At 59.2% G+C, this 20,973-nt stretch carries 20 protein-coding genes and 2 pseudogenes; 11 read left to right on the top strand and 11 right to left on the bottom strand.

Annotated features, from left to right (window positions below):
• Positions 1-273 precede the first annotated feature (273 nt).
• Complete coding sequence (locus AC1DSG_RS13745; RefSeq protein ID WP_007943367.1) at positions 274-756, top strand: acyl-CoA thioesterase; 483 nt, start codon at positions 274-276, stop codon at positions 754-756.
• Positions 757-890: 134 nt separating this feature from the next.
• On the opposite strand, the gene pdxY is transcribed toward AC1DSG_RS13745, so the two are convergent.
• A complete protein-coding gene (gene pdxY / locus AC1DSG_RS13740) occupies positions 891-1,763 on the bottom strand; it encodes a pyridoxal kinase PdxY (protein WP_477791370.1) in 873 nt (290 codons plus the stop codon).
• 120 nt (positions 1,764-1,883) lie between these two features.
• Between pdxY and AC1DSG_RS13735 the strand changes: the two genes are divergently transcribed.
• Positions 1,884-2,297, top strand: a complete 414-nt coding sequence (locus AC1DSG_RS13735; RefSeq protein ID WP_477791369.1) for a DUF3301 domain-containing protein — start codon at positions 1,884-1,886, stop codon at positions 2,295-2,297.
• Here the strand turns inward: AC1DSG_RS13735 and AC1DSG_RS13730 are convergent.
• Positions 2,294-3,259: a CobW family GTP-binding protein gene (locus AC1DSG_RS13730; RefSeq protein ID WP_477791368.1), complete on the bottom strand. Its 966-nt coding sequence runs from the start codon at positions 3,257-3,259 to the stop codon at positions 2,294-2,296. The two genes, AC1DSG_RS13735 and AC1DSG_RS13730, sit on opposite strands and share 4 nt — an antisense overlap.
• 27 nt (positions 3,260-3,286) lie before the next feature.
• On the opposite strand from AC1DSG_RS13730, the gene AC1DSG_RS13725 reads away from it, so the two are divergent.
• Positions 3,287-3,643 carry an NADH:ubiquinone oxidoreductase gene (locus tag AC1DSG_RS13725; protein WP_477791367.1) on the top strand — a complete coding sequence of 119 codons (357 nt, stop codon included), beginning with the start codon at positions 3,287-3,289 and terminating at the stop codon, positions 3,641-3,643.
• A 4-nt stretch (positions 3,644-3,647) separates the two neighbouring features.
• Here AC1DSG_RS13725 and AC1DSG_RS13720 read toward each other — a convergent pair whose 3' ends face one another.
• Together AC1DSG_RS13720 and zigA are read right to left on the bottom strand one after the other, a co-directional pair.
• Positions 3,648-4,298 (bottom strand): DUF1826 domain-containing protein, encoded by a 651-nt coding sequence (locus AC1DSG_RS13720; protein ID WP_477791366.1) that lies wholly within the window; start codon positions 4,296-4,298, stop codon positions 3,648-3,650.
• The gene (gene zigA / locus AC1DSG_RS13715; protein WP_477791365.1) at positions 4,298-5,506 is read right to left on the bottom strand and encodes a zinc metallochaperone GTPase ZigA; all 1,209 of its coding nucleotides are present in this window, start codon (positions 5,504-5,506) and stop codon (positions 4,298-4,300) included. The genes AC1DSG_RS13720 and zigA overlap by 1 nt, the downstream gene beginning before the upstream one ends.
• Positions 5,507-5,606: 100 nt before the next feature.
• Between zigA and folE2 the strand changes: the two genes are divergently transcribed.
• From folE2 to AC1DSG_RS13685, 6 genes and pseudogenes are all read left to right on the top strand, one after another.
• Positions 5,607-6,503, top strand: a complete 897-nt coding sequence (gene folE2, locus AC1DSG_RS13710) for a GTP cyclohydrolase FolE2 (RefSeq protein WP_477791364.1) — start codon at positions 5,607-5,609, stop codon at positions 6,501-6,503.
• The gene (locus AC1DSG_RS13705) at positions 6,500-7,168 is read left to right on the top strand and encodes a metal ABC transporter ATP-binding protein (RefSeq protein ID WP_477791363.1); all 669 of its coding nucleotides are present in this window, start codon (positions 6,500-6,502) and stop codon (positions 7,166-7,168) included. Before folE2 ends, AC1DSG_RS13705 begins: the two co-directional genes overlap by 4 nt.
• Positions 7,168-8,034, top strand: coding sequence for a metal ABC transporter permease (locus AC1DSG_RS13700; protein WP_477791362.1), 867 nt, complete (start codon positions 7,168-7,170; stop codon positions 8,032-8,034). The genes AC1DSG_RS13705 and AC1DSG_RS13700 overlap by 1 nt, the downstream gene beginning before the upstream one ends.
• Before the next feature lie 11 nt (positions 8,035-8,045).
• Entirely contained in the window at positions 8,046-8,921 is an 876-nt protein-coding gene (locus AC1DSG_RS13695) for a metal ABC transporter substrate-binding protein (protein ID WP_477791361.1), read from the top strand.
• Positions 8,918-9,478, top strand: a complete 561-nt coding sequence (locus AC1DSG_RS13690) for a gamma carbonic anhydrase family protein (protein ID WP_477791360.1) — start codon at positions 8,918-8,920, stop codon at positions 9,476-9,478. The genes AC1DSG_RS13695 and AC1DSG_RS13690 overlap by 4 nt, the downstream gene beginning before the upstream one ends.
• A 91-nt stretch (positions 9,479-9,569) precedes the next feature.
• Positions 9,570-9,725: pseudogene (locus AC1DSG_RS13685) on the top strand (dihydroorotase); the annotation flags it as partial.
• 26 nt (positions 9,726-9,751) lie between these two features.
• On the opposite strand, the gene AC1DSG_RS13680 reads toward AC1DSG_RS13685, so the two are convergent.
• Positions 9,752-10,273, bottom strand: a complete 522-nt coding sequence (locus tag AC1DSG_RS13680) for a DUF3617 domain-containing protein (protein ID WP_477791359.1) — start codon at positions 10,271-10,273, stop codon at positions 9,752-9,754.
• A 133-nt stretch (positions 10,274-10,406) separates the two neighbouring features.
• Here AC1DSG_RS13680 and cls point away from each other — a divergent pair, with 133 nt between their 5' ends.
• Positions 10,407-11,846, top strand: coding sequence for a cardiolipin synthase (cls, locus tag AC1DSG_RS13675; protein WP_477791358.1), 1,440 nt, complete (start codon positions 10,407-10,409; stop codon positions 11,844-11,846).
• Here cls and cfaB read toward each other — a convergent pair.
• The 6 genes and pseudogenes from cfaB to hflK (AC1DSG_RS13645) all read right to left on the bottom strand — a co-directional run bounded on the left by cfaB (position 11,843) and on the right by hflK (AC1DSG_RS13645) (position 19,267).
• Complete coding sequence (gene cfaB / locus AC1DSG_RS13670) at positions 11,843-13,030, bottom strand: C17 cyclopropane fatty acid synthase CfaB (RefSeq protein WP_477791357.1); 1,188 nt, start codon at positions 13,028-13,030, stop codon at positions 11,843-11,845. The genes cls and cfaB overlap by 4 nt on opposite strands.
• A gap of 119 nt (positions 13,031-13,149) precedes the next feature.
• Positions 13,150-13,236 (bottom strand): annotated as a pseudogene (locus AC1DSG_RS13665) (HvfC/BufC N-terminal domain-containing protein); the annotation flags it as partial.
• Between the two features lie 70 nt (positions 13,237-13,306).
• Complete coding sequence (locus AC1DSG_RS13660) at positions 13,307-15,217, bottom strand: cation-translocating P-type ATPase (RefSeq protein WP_477791356.1); 1,911 nt, start codon at positions 15,215-15,217, stop codon at positions 13,307-13,309.
• Positions 15,214-16,272, bottom strand: coding sequence for a protease modulator HflK (gene hflK, locus AC1DSG_RS13655; protein ID WP_477791355.1), 1,059 nt, complete (start codon positions 16,270-16,272; stop codon positions 15,214-15,216). The genes AC1DSG_RS13660 and hflK (AC1DSG_RS13655) overlap by 4 nt, the downstream gene beginning before the upstream one ends.
• Positions 16,269-17,309, bottom strand: a complete 1,041-nt coding sequence (gene hflC / locus AC1DSG_RS13650) for a protease modulator HflC (RefSeq protein ID WP_477791354.1) — start codon at positions 17,307-17,309, stop codon at positions 16,269-16,271. The genes hflK (AC1DSG_RS13655) and hflC overlap by 4 nt, the downstream gene beginning before the upstream one ends.
• Positions 17,306-19,267 (bottom strand): protease modulator HflK, encoded by a 1,962-nt coding sequence (gene hflK, locus AC1DSG_RS13645; protein WP_477791353.1) that lies wholly within the window; start codon positions 19,265-19,267, stop codon positions 17,306-17,308. The genes hflC and hflK (AC1DSG_RS13645) overlap by 4 nt, the downstream gene beginning before the upstream one ends.
• 215 nt (positions 19,268-19,482) lie before the next feature.
• Between hflK (AC1DSG_RS13645) and lpdA the strand changes: the two genes are divergently transcribed.
• Positions 19,483-20,883 (top strand): dihydrolipoyl dehydrogenase, encoded by a 1,401-nt coding sequence (gene lpdA, locus AC1DSG_RS13640; RefSeq protein WP_477791352.1) that lies wholly within the window; start codon positions 19,483-19,485, stop codon positions 20,881-20,883.
• Positions 20,884-20,973: the final 90 nt, after the last annotated feature.

Raw genomic sequence — 20,973 nt, 5'->3', positions numbered from 1 at the left:
GAACAGCACCGTCACCATGCCCGCGATCAACATGATCACTGCCAAATCCTGAATGAAACTGATGGCATGCATGGCGTGGAGCTCCTCAAGGGGACTTTTGGAGGTTAACACCACGACTTCCGTCGCAAAGGCGGTGCAATATATGGAAACAGATCGGCCCAGGCGTGACGGCAGCCACTTGCCCGGCGTCCCGATAACTGTTGGTTTGAAAAAGCTGACAAGGCACCCGCAGAGGTGCGCCCCTGAAATTGCGCCTTGAACCGTGAGAACGCTATGGAACCCGGAAACGCACAACTGTCGATGACGGTATTGATGACCCCTGACATGGCCAACTTCTCTGGCAATGTCCACGGCGGCACCTTGCTCAAATACCTCGACGAAGTCGCGTATGCATGCGCCAGCCGATATGCCGGCCGCTACGTGGTGACCCTGTCGGTGGACCAGGTTATTTTCCGCGAGCCGATTCATGTCGGCGAATTGGTGACCTTTCTGGCTTCGGTCAACTACACCGGCAACACCTCGATGGAGGTGGGCATCAAGGTTGTRACCGAGAACATCCGCGAGCGCTCGGTGCGCCACACCAATAGCTGCTTTTTCACCATGGTCGCGGTGGATGACAACCGCAAACCCGCTGCCGTCCCGCCTCTGCAACCGCATAACAGCGAAGAAAAACGCCGCTTCATTCAGGCACAGCAGCGTCGGCAAATTCGTCAGGAACTGGAAAAGCGGTATCAGGAAATCAAGGGCGATGCCTGAGATCTGTGACCCATTTTAGCTAGTCATCGCGAGCAGGCTCGCTCCCACAGCGGATCCAGGTCGTACACAAATATTGTGTCCATTGAAGATCATATGTGGGAGCGAGCCTGCTCGGAATGGGGGTCAACGCGTAATCAGAGACTGATCGGCGTCGCCTCAAACCGCACCCGCGGATGGGCAATCCGGTCCTGCGCCCGCACCAGTTCCAGCTCATAGCTGGCACAGGCCTGAGTCTCCAGCAGGACTTCGTGCACTGCCGACGCTGCAAACTCGAACGCAGCGACCAGACTATCGCCCAACAACACACGCGCCAGGAACAACCCGGACGTCAGGTCGCCCACGCCCACCGGCTGACGAGGAAATGCCAACAGCGGACGACGCAGATGCCAATTGCCTTCAGCGGTCACCAGCAGCATTTCAAATCCATCCGCCGGTTTACCGGGATAGTCCACGTGCTTGACCAGCACCGCCTTCGGTCCACGTGCCAACAGCGCCCGCGCCATAGCCAGGCAATCGAACAACGACCGTGGTTTGCGACCAGAGAAACTGTCCAGTTCCAACTGGTTCGGGCACATGAAGTCGGCCACTGACGCCGCCTCTTCCAGCAGGAAATCGCTGACTTCAGCCGGTACGCTACAGCCTTTCTCGGGATGGCCCATCACCGGGTCACACAAGTACAGCACCTTGGGATTCATCGACTTGATTCGCGCCACGCCCGTGAGGATCGCCCGGCCTTGGGCGGCACTGCCGAGATAGCCGGACAGTACCGCATCGCAGTTGCCCAGCTCGCCAATTGCCGCGATCCCTTCGACCAACTCAGGGATCTGGTGCGGTGCCAGCACTTCACCCGCCCACTGGCCGTACTGCGTATGGTTGGAGAACTGCACGGTGTTGAGCGGCCAGACATTCACCCCGACCCGCTGCATCGGGAATACCGCGGCGCTGTTGCCAGCGTGGCCAAACACCACGTGGGACTGAATGGCGAGCAGATGGGGCGTACGTTTCATGCGGTGAGTTTTCCGTAAAACCATTGAAATTCAAGCCGCTCAGTATGCGACGAAACGCAGCCTGTACGACAGAGCGGCGACGCAGTTAAGCTGACACCCTCTAGTTGGAGCAACCTGTTGATGCTGACCCTCGGAAATATCTTCGTGCTGATGTTGCTCGCCACCGGTGGGGCGTGGCTGTGGCACAACCACGGCTTGCGCGAGCGCGCGCTGGAGCGGGTCAAACAGCATTGTGCCAAGCTCGGTATCGAGTTGCTGGACGGCAACGTGGCTCTCAAAAAGATTGCGTTTATAAAAGATGCGAATGGCCGGCGGCGGCTCGCCCGCGTATACAACTTTGAATTCACCGTGACCGGCGAAACCCGCMACAACGGCACCATCACTCAATTTGGCGCCCACAGTGCACAGATCGAACTGGCACCCTACCCGATGCCGTTCGACGACACGCCAGCGGTCGGGGATGTGGTGAAGCCCCGCGCCGAGGTGATCGAGTTGAGCCAGTGGCGACAAGAACACACCAAGTGGCGCCCTTAACCCGACCGACAGTCGGCCAGAACGATTTGCAGTGAGTCAGCCTCCTGCGACTCACTGAAAATCAGCTCTATCCGCGAATCCTGGCGCCATTCGCTGGGCTTCCATTCCAGTTCCGAGTTATCCAACGCATTGGCCGAAAGCCACCCGTCGACGCTGTGGATAACCAGCTTCGCCCGCCGCCAGGAAAGGCTTTCAAGCCATTGACCAATGAGCGCCACATCGAACGTCTGGCTCGGATGCCAACGCCAGCCGATGCTCCAGCCCCCCTCCTGTTCCTGACTCAAGCAAATCGGCAGCGCGGGGTCGGTCCAGATGGCCGGTATCTGCGCCAGCGCCTTGGGCGCGACGAAGTTATCCACACCCGCAACAGCCCGAGCATGGAGCCCTGGCAGGCTGCACAACGGCAACTGAGCTTGCTGCGTCCAGTACAGAGGAATTGGAGGTAACTGCGCCGCGATTCGCTGGCGATCATCGACGTCGAGACCTTCCACCTTGTTCAACACCAACAAGCCGGCGCTGTTCAATGTCTCCTGTTGCGCCGCAGGCAGCGGTTTGCCGGCAGCGAGTGCTTGGGCATCCAGTACCAGTACGCAGGGTTGTACCGCCAGTACACCGACCCACGGCACCTCACTCAACTGTTCAAGCAACCGTGCCGGATGCCCAAGGCCGGAGGGTTCGATGAACAGCCGATCCGGCTTCGCCTTGCGCAACAACCGCCCGAGCCCGATCTGAAACGGCGCACCATTGACGCAACACAAACAGCCGCCGGCCACTTCGCCCAGTGCGATACCATCGGCGTCCGAGGTCAGCAGCGCAGCGTCGAGGCCGATCTGGCCGAACTCGTTGATCAGGACCGCCCAGCGCTCGCCGACCGGCCGCTGCGTCAACAGGTGCTTGATCAGGCTGGTTTTGCCGGCGCCCAAAGGGCCCGCAATGACGTGAGTGGGAATGTTCTGCAACATGGTCGGCATTTTCTGAGGGGGTAAAAGATGCGGTTGATGGGATTATCGTTACTGCTGGCGCTGTGTTCCGGCGAGGTACTTGCCCAAGCTTGCGTGGTACATACCACATCAGCAAGGTTGGACGTAAAAGTTTGCCAGCAGAATCTGAACATCCCGGAAAAGCTCTTTGCCGAAGGCTTCTGCCAGCCTAATCTGGCCGGGCAGACAGTCGACGTGCAGTACGTCGACCAATGCCCTGCCGGCGCGTTCGGTGTATGCAGCAACGCTCAAGTCGCCAATATGCCTTACCGCCAGGATATTCACTATTACGGCGTGGCCACCGATGCGGCGTACCTGAAGCCCTTTTGCGAAACGCAGAGCCAGGGCAACTGGCTTAAGCCTTGAGGCGTTAGCCGAGCCAATCGAGGGTCAGAATCAAACGGCGCTCGCCCGTTGCCGGTTGCGGCGAGCGGTGGATCAGGCCAAAACCTTCGTTGCCGTGCCACTTCTCGCCTTTGAACAGAGCCACGTCCCCGCTGGCAATTTGCTCGATCATCGAATCCTGTAGAGGCTCGGCCTCAGGCTTGCCCAACTGGCGACGATCCATCACGCCCTCCCGAAGCCACTGGCTGCCGATGCCAGAATACGTCGTGATCAATCGCACCGGCACGTGATCGACGTGGAAACGCGGGCACATGGCCTTTTCCAGCGCCCGCAAACGCAGGCCAATGCGCTTGGCGCCCAGCAGGCAGGCGAACGCGCCGACCAGCCAGGACACGTCGGCAATGAACCCCTCATAGCCTTGTAGATCGCTTAAGCCTGAGGCCAGCCCCTGCAGATCGGGTTCGGCGTCATCACTCGGCAGCTCCAGGACCAACGACTCGGCCAGCGGCGCGTTCAGGGACAGTAGCAACTGACCGAAATCGACGATATGCACCGGAAGTTGGCGCTGCCAAATGGCGAGGTTTACGTCGTCATCGAGGATTCGGGCCAGTGTTTGCGGCGTTTCGCCTTGAACGGGATGAACCACGGAACGCCGCTTCAGGCTCGGCGCCAACATCAGGCGGTCGCCTCTTCGGACCAGGGGCCAAACGGGTCTGCCAGCAATCGCCAACCTTCGACGCCCAAGGCCATTTCGGCATCCGTCAGTAGACAATCGTCGAGCTCAGCGGAGAGTCTCGCGAAATCGATGTTCTGGCCGATGAACACCAACTCCTGACGGCAATCACCGGTGGCGGCAGTCCAGTTCTCCATGATCCCGGCGGTGCTTTCTTCGTCCTGCGGCCACTGTGTTTTCGGCACGAAACGCCACCAGCGCCCAGCGAAACCATGGCGCATCAAACCTCCAGCCTGGGACCAGCTACCGGCGTCCATGGATTTGCTGGCCAGCCAGAAAAAACCTTTTGAGCGCAGTAGTTTTCCATTCACCCATGGGCGGTCGATAAAGCTGAAAAAGCGCTGTGGATGAAAGGGGCGGCGAGCTCGGTAAGCAGTCGAGGCGATGCCGTATTCCTCGGTTTCCGGCACGTGCTCGCCACGTAATTCCTGCAACCAGCCTGGCGCCTGAGCGGCCTTTTCAAAGTCGAAGCGACCGGTATTGAGGATTTTTTCCAGGGGTACTTCACCCATGACCATCGGGATGATGTCTGCCTTCGCGTTGAGGCGCTGAAGAATCGCGATCAGCTCCTGGCGCTCGAAGCTGCTGATCAAGTCGATCTTGCTGATCAGGATGACATCGGCGAATTCGACCTGCTCGATCAACAGGTCAGTGATCGAGCGCTCGTCCTCCTCGCCCAGCGTTTCACCGCGTGAGCCGAGACTTTCGGCAGCCTGATAGTCGAGCAGGAAATTCACGCCATCCACCACGGTGACCATGGTGTCGAGCCGCGCGATGTCGGCCAGGCTTTGCCCTTCTTCATCACGGAAAGTGAAGGTTTCCGCCACGGGCAGCGGTTCGGAGATGCCGGTGGATTCGATCAATAAGTAATCAAAGCGGCCATCCCTGGCGAGTTTGCTGACTTCGTCGAGCAGGTCTTCACGCAAGGTGCAGCAAATGCAGCCGTTGCTCATTTCGATGAGCTTTTCTTCTGCGCGGTTCAGGCTGACATCACGCTGGACTTCATTGCCATCGATGTTGATCTCACTCATATCGTTGACGATGACAGCGACCCGCAGGTTGTCGCGATTACGCAATACATGGTTAAGCAGCGTACTTTTTCCAGCACCGAGAAAGCCCGACAGGACAGTAACCGGGAGACGATTGGGCATCAGGTATTCCTCACAGGGATGCCCGGTCGCAGAGTCGGGCTTGATTTTATGTTATAGTATAACAATATAATCAAGCCACCTCTTTACGACGGAACTGCTCATGAACGCGCTGACTCTGCCGGATATCGCCGCGCAAGCCTCTCGCCAAGCCCTGCCACTCGACTGGGTGGGCATGTGCGGCATTGCTCTGCCTGTTTTATTAAATGGCCAACGTTTGAGCGCAAAGGCTGACGCGGGCGTGAGCCTAGATGATGGAGAGGCTCGCGGGATTCATATGTCAAGGTTGTATCTGGCGCTGGAAATGTTTGAGCAGGAAAACCTGACGCCGAAGCTGCTGCGACGAGTCCTGCAAAGTTTCCTCGACAGTCATGAAGGACTGACCCACAGCGCTTACTTAAAAATTCACGCCGATCTACTGCTCAAAAGGCCAGCGTTAATCAGCCCACTGGCCGGTTGGAAAACCTATCCAGTGAGCATTGAAGCGCGTTTTAAAAACGCGATGTTCCACGTGGAACTAAAAATCGATGTTCTTTATTCTTCAACCTGCCCATGTTCGGCCGCAGTGTCTCGGCAGTTGATTCAGCAGCAATTTGTCGAAGACTTCGCCAACCAGTCACTGCAACATGCCGATGTTTTGACGTGGCTCGGTTCCACAAAAGGCATCATTGCGACGCCCCATAGCCAACGCAGTACCGCGCAATTGCGCGTGCGTCTTGACGACTATCTGGATGACTTGCCGCTGATCGCCCTCATCAACGATGCCGAAGCCGCACTCGGCACTGCCGTTCAAACCGCAGTCAAGCGCACCGATGAACAAGCCTTCGCCTTGGCAAATGGTCAAAACCTGATGTTCTGCGAAGACGCCGCACGCCGCTTGAACCTTGCTCTGAAAAGTTCAACCGGTATCCACGCCTTTCACCTTCGCGTAGTCCACGCCGAAAGCCTCCACGCCCACGATGCCGTCGCTGAAAGCCGGTGGAATTGGGAGGCCACATGATCCGTTGCCAGGCATTGCGTTGGGGCGCACCCGGACAACCACTCACACCCCCCGTGAATTTCGAACTGTCGACGGGAAGCCTGACCGCCGTAATCGGCGCCAACGGCTCGGGTAAAAGCAGCTTGCTGAAAGTCATCGCCGGCTTGCAAAAACCACTCACCGGCAAAATCTTCCTCGATGTTCCACGCAAGGGCTCGCTCTCCTTCCTCCCCCAGCAACAACACCTGGACCGCCAATTTCCCATCAGCCTCCAAGAATTGGTAGCCGCCGGTTTCTGGGGCAGTAAGCAATCACCCGATCTACGTAACCAACGCCTCAAAACCGCGTTGGAAGATTGGTGCCTCAGCGGTCTGGCACACCGCCCATTGATGGCTTTGTCCGGGGGAGAGCTGCAACGCGCCCTGCTCGCCCGAATGAGCCTTGCGCAAGCGCCACTGCTGTTGCTCGATGAACCGCACGCGGCACTCGACGAACTCGGTCAAGCGTTGCTCTGGAAACACATCCACGCATGGCACGCCAAAGGCCGAACGCTGGTTGTGGTATGCCATGACCTGGCCGCTGTTCGCCAACACATTCCCCACACGCTGCTGATCAAAAGCAGCGGAAGTGTACTCGGACCAAGTACCGAGTTGATCCGTCAACAACCGCTAACACAGGTGGCCTGATGCTCTCCGCCGCTCAGCTTTGGCAGCCCTTCCACGAGTTTGTGTTCATGCGCCGGGCGTTGCTTGGAGGACTCGTCCTTGCGTGCAGCACGGCACCGCTGGGCGTGTTTCTGATCTTGCGGCGCATGAGCCTGATCGGCGACGCCGTCGCCCACGGCATCTTGCCCGGCGCCGCACTTGGCTTCTGGTTCGCCGGGTTGAGCCTGCCGGCGCTTACCTTCGGCGGCCTGGGCGCTGGTTTGAGCATGGCCGGGCTGGCTGCCTGGATCACCCGCCGCACTGGCTTGCGAGAAGACGCCAGCCTGGCCGCGATCTACCCGATTTCCCTCGCCAGCGGGGTGCTGATTCTGGGCATCGCCGGCAAGCGCCTTGATCTTCTGCACCTGTTGTTTGGTTCCGCACTGGCGGTCGATGGCCCGACGCTGACTGGCATGTTGTGGGTGTCGGGTTTCAGCATGATCGCCATGGCCCTGATCTATAAGCCGCTGTTGCTGGACACCCTCGACCCGCTCTTCCTGCAAACCGTCAGCCGCCTCGGCCCGGTGGCCCATGGCGTATTCCTCACCCTCGTGGTGCTAAATCTGGTGATCGGTTTCCAGGCCATCGGCGCACTGATGGTGGTCGGATTGATGATGTTGCCCTCCGCCGCGTCGCGTTTCTGGAGTCATCGTTTGCCGGTGTTGATTGCCATCGCCTCCATGCTCGGCTGCCTCTCCGTGTGGCTCGGATTACTGCTGTCGTTCTTCTACTCGCTGCCCAGCGGTCCGGCGATTGTGCTGGTTGCTGGCGGTTTTTATCTGCTGTCCGTGGTGTTCGGTCCGGTACATGGCTTACTGCGCCGCCCGATATTGCCCACATCCCAATGAGGTGTTACACGATGCGCGCTCTGCTTGTGCTGTTCAGTTTGATGCTGTCGATGTCACTGTCTGCTGCGGAAAAGCTTCAGGTGGTAACCAGCTTCAGCATCCTTGCCGACATGACCCATCAGGTCGGCGGCGAGCATATTCAGATCACCAACATGGTCGGTCCGGACGCCGATGCCCACACCTATGAGCCGACGCCGGACGACGCCAAAGCGCTGCTCACTGCCAAGCTGATCATTAAAAACGGGTTGGGTTTTGAGCCATGGCTCGACCGTCTGGTGACCAGCACCGAAACCAAAGCGCCCGTCATCAGTGCGAGTCATGGCGTCATCCCGCGCTCACTGGATGAAGACGGCGAGACCATTCCTGACCCTCACGCCTGGCACAACCTGGCGAACACCGAGCTGTACATCGCCAACATCACCAAGGCTCTAATCGCAGCCGATCCGGCGAATACGGCCGACTACCAACGCAACAGTCAGGCCTACCTGAAACAGATCTACGCCTTGCTTGCCGAAGCCAAGGCGAAGCTCGGCTCGCTGCCACCGGGCAATCGCAAAATCGTGACTTCACATGACGCCTTCGGTTATCTCGGGCAAGCCTACGGTATCGACTTCATGGCGCCTCAAGGGCTGTCCACCGAGCACGAACCTTCAGCCACCGAAGTCGCAGCGCTGATCACTCAGATTCGCCAGGCCAAGGTCAAAGCGGTGCTCATGGAAAACATCAAAGACGCCCGACTGTTAAAACAGATTGCCGATGAAAGCGGTGCGCAGATCGGTGGCACGTTGTACTCCGATGCACTCGCCGCCACTGGGCCGGCCAGCACCTTTGCCGGACTGTTCGAATACAACCTCAATACCCTCTACCAAGCGTTGAGCAAGCCATGATCCGCAAGAACCCTTCAGGGCATTTACCGCAGATCGCGGAGTCCGCCTATGTGGATAAGACCGCCATCATCTGCGGCAAAGTGGTGATTGGAGAGAACGTCTTCGTTGGCCCTTATGCGGTCATTCGCGCCGACGAAGTGGATGCCCGCGGTGAGATGGAGCCAATCACCATCGGTGCCAACTCGAACATTCAGGACGGCGTGGTGATTCACTCCAAGTCCGGCGCAGCCGTCACTATCGGCGAGCTCAGTTCGATCGCCCACCGTTCCATCGTGCATGGCCCCTGCACCGTCGGCGACCGGGTGTTCATCGGCTTCAACAGCGTGCTGTTCAACTGCGCGGTCGGTAATGGATGCGTGGTGCGGCATAACTCGGTGGTCGACGGTCGCGACCTGCCCGAAGACTTCTACGTGCCCTCCACAATGCGCATCGGACCGAACACCGACCTGTCGCAATTCCCACCGGTAAGTATCAGCGCCTCGGAGTTTTCCGAAGACGTGGCGCGCACCAACGTCGACCTGGTGCGCGGTTACAAAGCGCTGCAAAACGAGTTCTGACCATGAGCAGTGTGCTGATTCGCAATGCCCGGCTGGTGAACGAAGGCCTTGAGTTCGAGGGTAATCTGCTGGTCGGCAATGGACGGATCGTGAATACAAGCCGGCGGCCCGGAAGCGCATCACGGCCGAAGTGTGCCTGCACCACCTGCTGCTCGATGATCGGGACTAGTCGATCCTCGGCAACTTGATCAAGTGCAACCCGGCCATCAAAACTCGAGCTGATCGGGTTGCACGAAGTACCGCGCTTCGGGAGCGCGGTTAACGGCGAAGGTCTTAAGCTCTAGGCTTGACGGTTCCGCAATCCTGCCCCAGCCACACGGCGCGACTTTCGAGACTGCCCTTTTGCTGGATGCCGGTGGCATTGAAGGTGCCGTTGACCTTGGTCGTGAACTCACGGTCGCTGAGGAACGTGGCTACACCAGCACCTTGCGCTTTGGGACAGCTGAAACGGAATTTCCACTGATTGCCCGTGCGGTCGGTGACTTCCTGCTTGCAGCCCGATTGCGGGTCCGTCAGTGGAATGTCGTCGGTCTTCACCTGCTCCGGCGTCAGGCAAGCCCGAATCCCTTTGCCGCCCATGGTGATGCCCTGTTTCTCCAGTTGCGCGCGCTGTTCCGGGGTCATCTGGCTCTGCAACTGACCGAGGATCAGTTGTAAGTCCGGCAGGTTCTGGTCATCGACCTTCACGTTGCTTGTGGTCAATTCCCACAACCCGGGTTGTAGCATCTGTGCGTGAGCCGCCACAGGAAGTGACAAGCCAATAACCATGGCCAAACCCAGCAGACGAACGTTCATCGAGTAACTCCTGATCAGTAGTGGCCGTTAGACGCCAATCGTCGGTTTCGGTTCATGGGCCAATTAAATAGCAGACATTCTGCACAGAACATGGTCTGTTAAGCACTGAATCTTCAGGAGCAGGGCTGCCCCCATGGATTACTTCGGACCGCACATTTTCGGCTACACCATTGCATTGATTCACACGCTGGGCACCATCGCTGCCATCCACGCAGTGCTCAACGTCCGGACCGCTCAGGGATCGATCGCCTGGGCGCTCTCGCTAGTGTTTATGCCTTACCTCACACTCATTCCGTACCTGATCTTCGGCAGCAGTACCTTCGATGGTTACATCAAGGCTCGGCGCCAGGCCAACGAACAGATGCGCAAAGCCGTCACCGAACTCAACTGGCGTCCTTGGGTCGAGGAGGCACTCACCGCACGCGCCTCCAATGCCTATGCCTCGTTGCGGGCGATGCCCAAGCTTGGCCGAATGCCATGCCTGGCGAACAACGAAGTGCACTTGTTGATCGATGGCCAAGCCACATTTGATTCGATTTTCGAAGCCATCAGCAACGCCAAGGTAGCGGTGCTGGTTCAGTTTTTTATCATCCACGATGATCGGCTTGGCCAGCGCCTGCACAATCTGTTGCTGAAAAAAGCCGCCGAAGGCGTCGCGGTTTACCTGCTTTACGACCGCATTGGCAGCCACGCCCTGCCCAGAAGTTACGTACAACCGCTGCGCGATGCCGGCGTTGAAGTCAAAGCGTTCGCCACTCGCAGTGGCTGGCTCAACCGCTTCCAGGTCAACTTCCGCAACCATCGCAAGATCGTGGTAGTCGATGGAGTGCTGGGCTTCGTTGGCGGGCATAACGTCGGCGACGAATACATGGGCGAGAAACCACCGCTGGCGCCGTGGCGAGATACTCATGTTCGAGTGCGAGGACCGGTGGTGGCCTGTATGCAGGAATCGTTTGCCGAAGACTGGTTCTGGGCTGCACGATCATTGCCGCCATTGATCCTCCCGGATGAGTATCCCGACGACGGTGTGCTGTGCCAATTTTTGGCGAGCGGTCCGGCGGACTCCTTCGAAACCTGTGCGTTGTTCTTCGTTGAAGCCATCCATGCCGCGACTGAGCGCGTGTGGATCACCACCCCCTATTTCATCCCCGACGAAGCGGTATTTGCGGCACTCAGGCTGGCGGCAATGCGGGGTGTAGATGTGCGATTGTTACTGCCGTCACGTCCAGATCACCGGATCGTCTACGCCGCCTCCAGCCTGTACGCCTTCGAAGCCGTAAGCGCCGGAGTTCGAGTATTCCGTTATGAACCCGGTTTCCTGCACCAGAAAGTGGTGTTGATCGACAGTGAAATCAGCGCCATCGGCAGTGCCAACATGGACAACCGTTCGTTCCGGCTCAACTTCGAAGTGATGTTGTTGACGGTCGACCGTGTATTCGCTGCCGAGGTGGAACAGATGCTCAACGATGACTTCGCACAGGCGCATGAAATCGCCAAAGATGAAGGCCGGGAGACCCGCCGCGTGCAGCAATTCGGCATGCGGGTCGCCCGGCTTATTTCACCGATTCTTTAAGGGTTGTAGATGTCGTCGCGCGTCCATGGCAGCTCATGGCTGCCATCGGGATGGGCTTTGACCGCGAGTATCTGGTGCAGGTTGATCCAGCCCCTGGCAAATGCGTAAGCACATCCCGCCAGGTACAGCCGCCAGATCCGCAAGGCTTGCTCGGGGACTTGCCTGGACGCCGCTTCCAGATTGTCTTCCAGGCGTTCGCTCCAGTGATCCAGGGTACGCGCGTAATGCAGGCGCAGGCTCTCGACGTCGACGATCTCCAGCCCCACGTCACTGATTTCAGCAGCGATCATCGAGAGGTGCGGCAACTCGCCGTTGGGGAACACATAGTGCCCAATGAAGTAGCCAGCACCACGCCCCACCGGCCGGCCGTCAATGTGTTTGGCGGTGATCCCGTGGTTCATTACCAGACCGCCTTCTTTCACCGCGCCGAACAAGGTTTTGCAGTACTCGGCCAGGTTGGCGTGGCCCACGTGTTCGAACATGCCAACACTGACCACTTTGTCGAAGCGTCCGTCCTGGGGCAGGTCGCGGTAATCGAGCAGTTGTAGTTCGACCAAATCCTCCAGGCCTTCCTCCTTGACGCGCTCACGGGCCAGGGCGAGTTGCTCCTTACTCAGCGTAATGCCAAACACCTTCGCACCGAACTCCCGCGCAGCATACCGTGCGAGTCCGCCCCAGCCGCAACCGACATCCAACAAGTATTCGCCGGGCTGCAAGCGTAACTTGCGACACAGGAGACGGAATTTGGCCTGCTGGGCCTGCTCAAGGGTTTCGCTGCCGGTCTCGAAATATGCGCAGGAATACGCCATGTCGCTGTCGAGCCACAGCTGATAAAACGCGTTGGAAAGGTCGTAATGGTAGGAAATGGCCTTGGCGTCGGTATCCTTGTCGTGGGCGACACGAACGGGTTGATCGTCGTCGTTCTCGTCCAACATCGCTTGGCTCCATTCATCGCAGACGCGGATAACGTCACTGATGGAACCTTCCAACTCAAGTTTGCCCTCGACAAACGCCGCTCCTAGCGCGTCCAGGCTTGGGTGGGTGAACTGGGTAACCATTTGTGGATCCTTGACCACAATCGTGACGCTGGGCGTCGGTCCCAGATTGAGTTCATGGCCGTCCCAGAGTCGCAGGCGTAACGGTAACTGCAGATTCTGTAAGGCCGGTGGAAGTTGCGCGAGCATGGACATTCCCCTTGTTTCAGACGTCTGATGTGAGGGTAGACCATCCCTGAAAATTAGCTGGCTAGCGAATTAATAGCCGTTTTCCATGATCAGCGACGCTGCAACCAGCCATCATGAACCTACTGCTTAAGCCAGGTTACAGCTTGAATTGGTGCGCCCTCTCCACAGATGACTGTCAATTCAGAGCACAGTTCAGCAAAACTCCAGTCCATCTGTTCACCTGGCGCGTTCTGTCTCAACGATGGTACAGAGGCTTGCCAAAGGTGTTCGATTCGCTCAACTGTTTTCTTTGAGCTTGAGCAAAGGCTCCTGAAACCGCAGCAAACGTCCAGCGTTGCCCAGTACCAACAACGTGCTCAAGTTATGCAGCAACGCTGCAATCATCGCCCCTGCCGCGCCGAGCCAGCCAAAAGCGGCGAAGGCAACAATCGCCAATGTCCAGCCCAAACCAATGACCACATTGACCTGCAAGGTCTGACGACATTGACGACTCAAGCGCACACAGGTGCCGAGCCGACGCAGGTCACTGCCGATCAACACGATGTCGGCCGAGGCCAATGCGATGTCTGCCCCACCCGCGCCCATTGCGACACCCACGACGCCGGCCTTGAGCGCCAGTGAGTCGTTGATCCCGTCCCCGACCACCATCGGCCGGAAGCCGCTGCCAATTTCTGTAAGCACGCGATTGAGCTTGTCCTCAGGCATCGCCTGCGCTTCGACATCGCTGATGCCGACATCGCGCGCCAGTGCGCGCGCGACGCTGTGCCGATCCCCAGTGAGCAGCAATTGCCGACCCAGGCCCAGTTCTCGCAGCTCCCTCAAGGCAAATCGCGCCTCGGGTTTGACGCTGTCGGCCAGCAATAGCCAGGCGAGAAACTCACCGTTAAGCGCCAACCCTGCTATCGGACCGTCATGTTCAGGAACCGCCGACGTAGCAATGCCCAATTGCGCGAACAACTCAGGGCGACCGAGTGCGGCCTCGCCCTGCTCGGTCATCGCCACTACGCCCAAGCCCTGGCGCTCGTGGATGTCCGACAGCAGCAGAACATGCTCCTGCGTGACCAGCCCGGCGAGCGCACGACTGACCGGATGACTGCTGGCCGCACCAAGGCTGGCAGCCAGTTTCAGGACGTGACTGCGGTCTTCCAGCGGACTGTCGATGGACTGCAAGCGCAAGGTACCGAACGTCAGCGTGCCGGTTTTATCCACCACCAACGACGTCAGGTCTGCCAGTTCTTCAAGAAACGCCGAACTGCGGATCAGAATGCCGTGTCGCGCAGCAACCGCCACCCCGGCAATAGCCGTCGCCGGCGCCGACAACACGAGTGCGCAAGGACACGCGGCGACTAACACCGCGAGCATCGCTTGGGCATCATTGGTCACGAACCAGGTCACCGCAGCCAGCAACAACACCAGCACCATATAGCTGCCGGCATAACGTTCCAGCAAGCGAGTAATCGGTGGCTTGGAGCGCTCGGCGCTTTGCATCAGCGCGATGACTTTGCCCAGGGTCGACTCGTTGCCGGTGCGGGTCACTTCAATGCGAAGCAGGCCATCGAGGTTGATCGCCCCTCCGAACACCTGCATGCCAACGCCGGCCTCCATCGGTACCGACTCTCCGGTAATCGAAGCCGTATCGAGGCTCGCCTGACCGGACAACACCCGGCCATCCGCCGGCACCCGATCACCGGCGCGCACCTCCACCAGGTCACCGGCCTTGAGCGTGCTGTTATCAACTTCGAGGATCGAACCATCGGCTTGAACCTTGCGCGCATGGCTGCGGGTGAGTTTGCCGAGTGCATTAATCGCTTCCTGAGAACCGATCACGCTGCGCTCTTCCAGGACGTGACCGAAGATCATGATGATCGGCAGCAACGCAGCGGTCAGCAGATCACCCGTAGCCCAGGCACCGAGCATGGCGAGCGCGATCAACTGGTCGGTGATCCCGTGCAAGCTTGGGTAGCGCAGGCTGTACCACGCCGAACGCATCACCGGCACGGCCACCAACAGCGATGCAAACCCGAGCAGCAATTGGCTGACGCCAGTCTGCTCCGGCGACAGCCAGCGCCAGATCAGGCCGAGCCCGAGCAAGCCCAGCGCGAGCATGGCCAGCGTCAGTTGGCGAGCGGCGCTGCGTTGTTCGGCCGAGGACAACAGGCTCGGTGCGGCGGCGGTGTGCGCGGTCATTGTGCTGCTCCCTGAATGATCAGGCGGGAATCGTCTTTCGGATTGACCGTGGTCACGGAACCGGCCTGGTCGAGAATCTTCGGCATCCGCTCACGGTAAATACGCAGCAGCATTTGCGGGTCGGTGCCTTGCTGTTGCGCCTTGGCCAGGCTCAGAACGGTAGCGGTGTCGGCAGACGCTTTTGCCAGCCGTTCGCTGGCCTGGGCATGGGCCACTTGCAGCGTTCGATCCGCTTGTTCGTTGGCAGCCTGGGTCGCCTTCTCGGCTTCGGTGCGCGCGTTCGCCACGGCTTTGTCGGCCTGTTGACTCGCGGTCAGCACCGCGTTGAACGCGTTCACCGCAGGGCCGGGCAGACTCGATTGCACATCGACTCGGGCGACTTCGATGCCCAAGCCCTGCCCCGTTGCCGTCAGCTCGGACAAACGCTGATTGATGCCCTGCACCAGGTCACCGCGCAGACGTTCACGCCGTTCAGCGGCTTGATTGTCGGCGCCGATCAATTCCGGACGTGCCACCAGAATGGTGTCCAGATCTCGCGCGGCGGTCAGGGCCACGGCACTGCGGGTGACCAGCCGATCCAGCGCCGGCAACACGTGTTCACCTTGAAGCACGAACGCATACGGCTCAGTGACTTTGTAGAACACCCGAACATCGAGTTGCACCACGCCGGCGTCACCCGTCAGTAAATAGCCGGACCCGGCGAGAGCATCACTGAGCGGTGTGGCGAACGTGGCAACGCGATCAGCTTGCAAGGCGACATCGCTGCGCAACAGATTTTCCACGCGTCGCTCGATGATCCGATCAGCCGCCGGCAGCAAAACCACCTGCTCGAACGGTCGTGGCCATGCCAACAACAAACCGGCATTCTGGATTCGATCCAGCGCCCCGAAATGCAGAACCACCGCGCGATTCTGCGGATCAATCTGCCGCACATTCGAGAACGCCCAGGCTAGCGCCGCCAGAATTGTCACCGCATAAAGCGCCAGAAAAGCCAAGCGCCCAGCCTGAATCCAAGGGCTACTTAACTCATGTGTTCCACGTGGAACCAAATTCATGGCTGCGACCCGGACTTGTTTTCGAGGGTTGGTGGCCCATCAACCAATACTCGGAACGGCGCAGCATCAGTGCGCAATATGAGTTTGGTCCCCGGAGAAACGATGGTGCCCAACGTGTCGAGTGAGCGCAGCAAGTTATACAGCTGCGGAGAACCGGCATACGCACGGCCGTAAATCTGCGCCGCTTCGACACGGGATTGAGCTTCGATATCCGCAGCTTTCACCGTTGCATCGGCCTGCACGATTCGCGCATCTCGCTCGGCGGCCGACCGGATTTGTGCAGCTTCACGCTTGCCGATTGCAGTGCGTTCGGTAGCGATTGTTTCACGCTCGGCGCGCATGCGATCCACGGTGGCGGTCAAGGTTACCGACGGCAGTGTCAGACGCTCGATGCCGACTTGCAGTACGCGAACGCCATAAGTCGTGAGCAACTGCTGATCGATCTGATTACGAAGTTGCGCCTCAAACTCGGCAATGTGAACTTGATTGGCGTCGGTGTTGACCAGGTTCGCCAAGTCAAAACTGGCAGCCGTGGTTTCTAGAGCAGAGCCGACAAATGTGCGGATCTGCCGCGCCGCTTCATCCGGCTGATTCTGCACCGCACGCATGAAGCGTTGAACATTGTCCGGATCGCCCTGTACCTGCCACGCGACATAAGCCTGAACGATGATGCGCAGACCGTCGCGGGTGCCGACATCTTGCAAGCCACTGGAGGTGGTGCGCAGGCGCAAGTCGACAGGGATAGCGGCTTCAAATGGCGCAGGCCAGCGCCAGCCAAGACCCGGCTCCAGCAAAACCCGCGATGGATTGCCGAAGCGTGTGATCACTGTGGCCTCCCCCGAGCGTACTTGGACAAGGCTTGCGGCAGCGATGGCAAAGGCGACGAGCAACGCCGCCCAGCCCATGCGCCGCCAGGGAAACGGGCCGGCTTCTTGTGGATCACCGTGGTGATGATGGTGGTGGCCGTGGTGATCCCCGCCATGACCGTGATCGTGGCCGGTGTGGTCATCGTGATCATGTGTATGCGACTGGCTCAATGGGTAGCTCCTGGCTGGGCGCTCGTACGCGGCGACGCAGGATCAGTCGGCAGCGTGAAAGTACGGAGGTCGATGGTCGGTGCATTGCTGCTGCCGCCCAGACGATGATCAAGAATCAGCAGCTTGGCGTTGGCCAGGCCCTGGCTCAATTGGCTGAGGTATTGTTCCAACACAAAAGCCTGACCGGCGCTGGCGTAGGCTTTCTGCTCCGCGCTGAATTTCAGGTCCGCTGCCTGGGCCGTGGCGTTGATTTCATGGGCGCTGGCGGTCGCTTGATCGCGCGCAATGCTCGCTTGCAGTTGCGCCAAATTGGTCGCCTCGGCGGCGGCACCGCGTTCTCGCGAGATCAATGCTTGAGCGCCAATCTGCGCAGCCTGCACTCCATGATAAGCATTGGCAGCTCCAGCCGGGGGATGAATCGCCTCTACCACCGTGGCGAGAATTTCCACACCACTGTCCAGTTTCTGCAAGTCAGCCTGCACCGCATGACCGATCTCTTCAGCGAGCCCTACCCGGTCTTCGCCGAGCAAACCATCAAGGGTTCTCGAGGCAAAGTCATGCACCAGAATCCGGCTGGCGGTGCTGCGAATCAGCGTCGGTACATCGGCACTGTTGTAGGTCGCCGCCAACGCCGCTTGATCGGTCAGGCCGATGCGATAGACGAAACGCACGTCCATGTTGACGATCTGGAAGCTCTGCTTGTCGGCGCGGCTGCTGGCGATGACCTGGGATTTGTCGTTCACATGGCTGGCGTCCCACAACCGATTGGCAATCGCCGGCGCCGGACCTTCGGCGGGCTCGGGCACAACCGGTGCCGACGTTTCGCCAACGCTGGTGGCCAACTCGTGAACCACACCATTTTCAACATTCAGTACTCGACCCAAAGGCCACGGTAGACCGGCGYGCAAACCTGGACCAAACACCTCCACCGGTTTGCCGAAACGCTCGTAGATACCCCGTCCCTGCAACGGTATTTCGTGAATCCCGGTGAGCGACCAGCCGACGACGGCAACCACCGCCAGCACCGGCAAAAACGCCCGGCGCATGTACGTGAAGGCCCAGATCTGCCGCAAGTCGATGCCGAAACGATTGTGCAATTCGTGCTGCAACGCGAGCAGCGGTTGCGGCGGCCAGCGCAGCATGTCGGCGACAAAACTTCGTGCAAGCAACGTCGGTTCGAGTTGTTCTCGCTGTGGACTGAACAGCGACAACACCGCACGCAGCAGCAACTCGACTGCGACCAATCCCGGCAGCAATCCGATCAGCACCGCCAACCGCACCGGCCACAGCGATGTTTCGCTGGCAAACAACAGACACAACGCGCCAAGTACCAGGCAAATAATCGCGACCCGAGTCAATTGCGCCAGTGCACCGGCTTCCGGCCATTGGGCGACGTTTTCCTGGGCCAGTTGCCGCTCGACGACCAGCAGACCGAACGCCAACAGCAACGCCAGCACTGCGCCGACACTGGCGGATAACCCCAGCGCTGCGGGCGGTAACGCGAGGTTCCAGAACTGACTGATATTGAACAACGTCAACAGCGCCCAGCCGCCGAGCCAAAGCGTTGGTGCGCCGATCTGGCCAAGCATGCGTACCGAGCGCTGACTGAGTCCATCCAGCAGTCGCTCATACCAACCCGCAGGCGCAACGGATTCGTCAACGTCGACGACCACTGGCAGCGTTGGGTTCATCGCCTGTGCACGCCATCGCGTAACCCACCAGGCTGATTGCAGACCGGCAACCAGCACCAGCAAAGCGCCACTCTGATTCACCAGCAATGCGCCCCACAGCGACTGTGGCGCAAACAATCCGACACATAACGCCAAAACCAGACCGGCCGCGGCCAAAGCGCTCAGGCCAATGGCGAACTGGCGCAATCGTCGCCCCTGAAAGAGCGCCTGCTGAAAGCGCGGCAGCCCTGCTACTTGCGCGCCATCGACTTCGAGATCGATTTGCATACCACCCCAGTGTTTATTCAACGCGGACACCGCATTTCGTTACGGTATAACGAAATCGGTGAAATTTTTGTTCTAAATCCCTCTATCTAAAGACGCTGAACCTGTCGCTTCGCTGAAGCCTTAACCGAAACAGCGCGAAACGCCCATATTGCGTTTGTAATTTTAGCCAGCTACTACTTTTAACCAGCCCGATCCCTCACTTCAGGAGTCCATCCATGAGCAGCTACGACGTCGTGATTCTGGGCGGTGGCCCCGGCGGTTATAACGCAGCGATCCGTGCCGGCCAGCTGGGTTTGAAAGCGGCATGCATCGAAGGTCGCGCGACTCTCGGTGGCACCTGCCTGAACGTTGGTTGCATGCCGTCCAAGGCGCTGCTGCACGCCTCTGAACTCTACGACGCGGCCATGGGTTCGGAGTTCGCCAACCTGGGCATCGAGGTCAAACCCACCCTCAACCTCGCTCAGATGATGAAACAAAAGGATGACAGCGTTACCGGGCTGACCAAGGGCATCGAGTTTCTGTTTCGTAAAAACAACGTCGACTGGATCAAGGGCTGGGGCCACATCGACGGGCCAGGCAAAGTCACGGTCACCGACAGTGCCGGCGGCAAGACCGAGCTGAGCGCCAAAGACATCATCATCGCCACCGGCTCCGAGCCCACTCCCCTGCCGGGCGTCGAAATCGATAACCACCGTATCCTCGACTCCACCGGCGCGCTGTCTTTAAGCGAAGTGCCAAAACATCTGGTGGTGATCGGGGCTGGCGTCATCGGCCTGGAACTGGGCTCTGTATGGCGGCGACTGGGAGCGCAAGTTACGGTAGTCGAGTTTCTCGACCGCATCTGTCCGGGTGTAGACGTCGAGGCCGGCAAAACACTTCAACGGTCATTGAGTAAACAAGGCATCAGCTTCAAGTTGAGTTCGAAAGTCACCCGCGCCACGTCATCGGCGACCGGTGTTCAACTCAGTATCGAACCGGCGGCGGGCGGTAGCGCCGAATTGTTGGAGGCTGATTACGTGCTGGTGTCTATCGGTCGCCGGCCTTACACCCAGGGCCTTGGGCTGGAAAACGTCGGCCTCGCCACAGACAAACGTGGGATGCTCGCCAACAAGGGCCACCGCACCGAAACGGCGGGCGTGTGGGTGATCGGCGACGTCACGTCCGGGCCGATGCTCGCCCACAAGGCAGAAGACGAAGCCATGGCTTGCGTGGAACAGATCGTCGGCAAGGCCGGTGAAGTGAATTACAACCTGATTCCCAGCGTGGTCTACACCAAACCGGAGCTGGCCAGCGTTGGTAAAACCGAAGAGCAGCTCAAGGCTGAAGGGCGCGCGTACAAGGTCRGTAAATTTCCATTCACCGCCAACAGCCGGGCCAAGATCAACCACGAGACCGAAGGCTTCGCCAAAGTACTGGCCGATGAACGCACCGACGAAATTCTCGGCGTCCACCTGGTGGGCCCGAGCGTCAGTGAAATGATTGGCGAGAATTGCGTGGCGATGGAATTCAGCGCCTCGGCCGAAGACATTGCGCTGACGTGCCATCCACACCCGACACGGTCCGAGGCTTTGCGCCAGGCGGCGATGAATGTGGAGGGGATGGCGACGCAGATGTAAGGCTTTGAGTCTTGCTCAATCCAGTCTGGCCCCTTCGCGGGCAAGCCCGCTCCCACATTTTATTTGTGGCGTTCACAAAATCAATGTGGG

The organism is Pseudomonas sp. P5_A12 (assembly GCF_056400685.1).
This window is presented reverse-complemented; position numbering and strand designations above follow the sequence as displayed.

Coding starts and splice junctions, on each gene's coding strand:
- cls (WP_477791358.1), top strand. CDS start 10,407: ATGGATTACTTCGGACCGCACATTTTCGGCTACACCATTGCATTGATT.
- AC1DSG_RS13700 (WP_477791362.1), top strand. CDS start 7,168: ATGCTCTCCGCCGCTCAGCTTTGGCAGCCCTTCCACGAGTTTGTGTTC.
- AC1DSG_RS13690 (WP_477791360.1), top strand. CDS start 8,918: ATGATCCGCAAGAACCCTTCAGGGCATTTACCGCAGATCGCGGAGTCC.
- folE2 (WP_477791364.1), top strand. CDS start 5,607: ATGAACGCGCTGACTCTGCCGGATATCGCCGCGCAAGCCTCTCGCCAA.
- AC1DSG_RS13695 (WP_477791361.1), top strand. CDS start 8,046: ATGCGCGCTCTGCTTGTGCTGTTCAGTTTGATGCTGTCGATGTCACTG.
- AC1DSG_RS13680 (WP_477791359.1), bottom strand. CDS start 10,273: ATGAACGTTCGTCTGCTGGGTTTGGCCATGGTTATTGGCTTGTCACTT.
- AC1DSG_RS13730 (WP_477791368.1), bottom strand. CDS start 3,259: ATGTTGCAGAACATTCCCACTCACGTCATTGCGGGCCCTTTGGGCGCC.
- AC1DSG_RS13720 (WP_477791366.1), bottom strand. CDS start 4,298: ATGTTGGCGCCGAGCCTGAAGCGGCGTTCCGTGGTTCATCCCGTTCAA.
- cfaB (WP_477791357.1), bottom strand. CDS start 13,030: ATGCTCGCGCAACTTCCACCGGCCTTACAGAATCTGCAGTTACCGTTA.
- AC1DSG_RS13660 (WP_477791356.1), bottom strand. CDS start 15,217: ATGACCGCGCACACCGCCGCCGCACCGAGCCTGTTGTCCTCGGCCGAA.
- AC1DSG_RS13705 (WP_477791363.1), top strand. CDS start 6,500: ATGATCCGTTGCCAGGCATTGCGTTGGGGCGCACCCGGACAACCACTC.
- hflK (WP_477791355.1), bottom strand. CDS start 16,272: ATGAATTTGGTTCCACGTGGAACACATGAGTTAAGTAGCCCTTGGATT.
- AC1DSG_RS13725 (WP_477791367.1), top strand. CDS start 3,287: ATGCGGTTGATGGGATTATCGTTACTGCTGGCGCTGTGTTCCGGCGAG.
- zigA (WP_477791365.1), bottom strand. CDS start 5,506: ATGCCCAATCGTCTCCCGGTTACTGTCCTGTCGGGCTTTCTCGGTGCT.
- pdxY (WP_477791370.1), bottom strand. CDS start 1,763: ATGAAACGTACGCCCCATCTGCTCGCCATTCAGTCCCACGTGGTGTTT.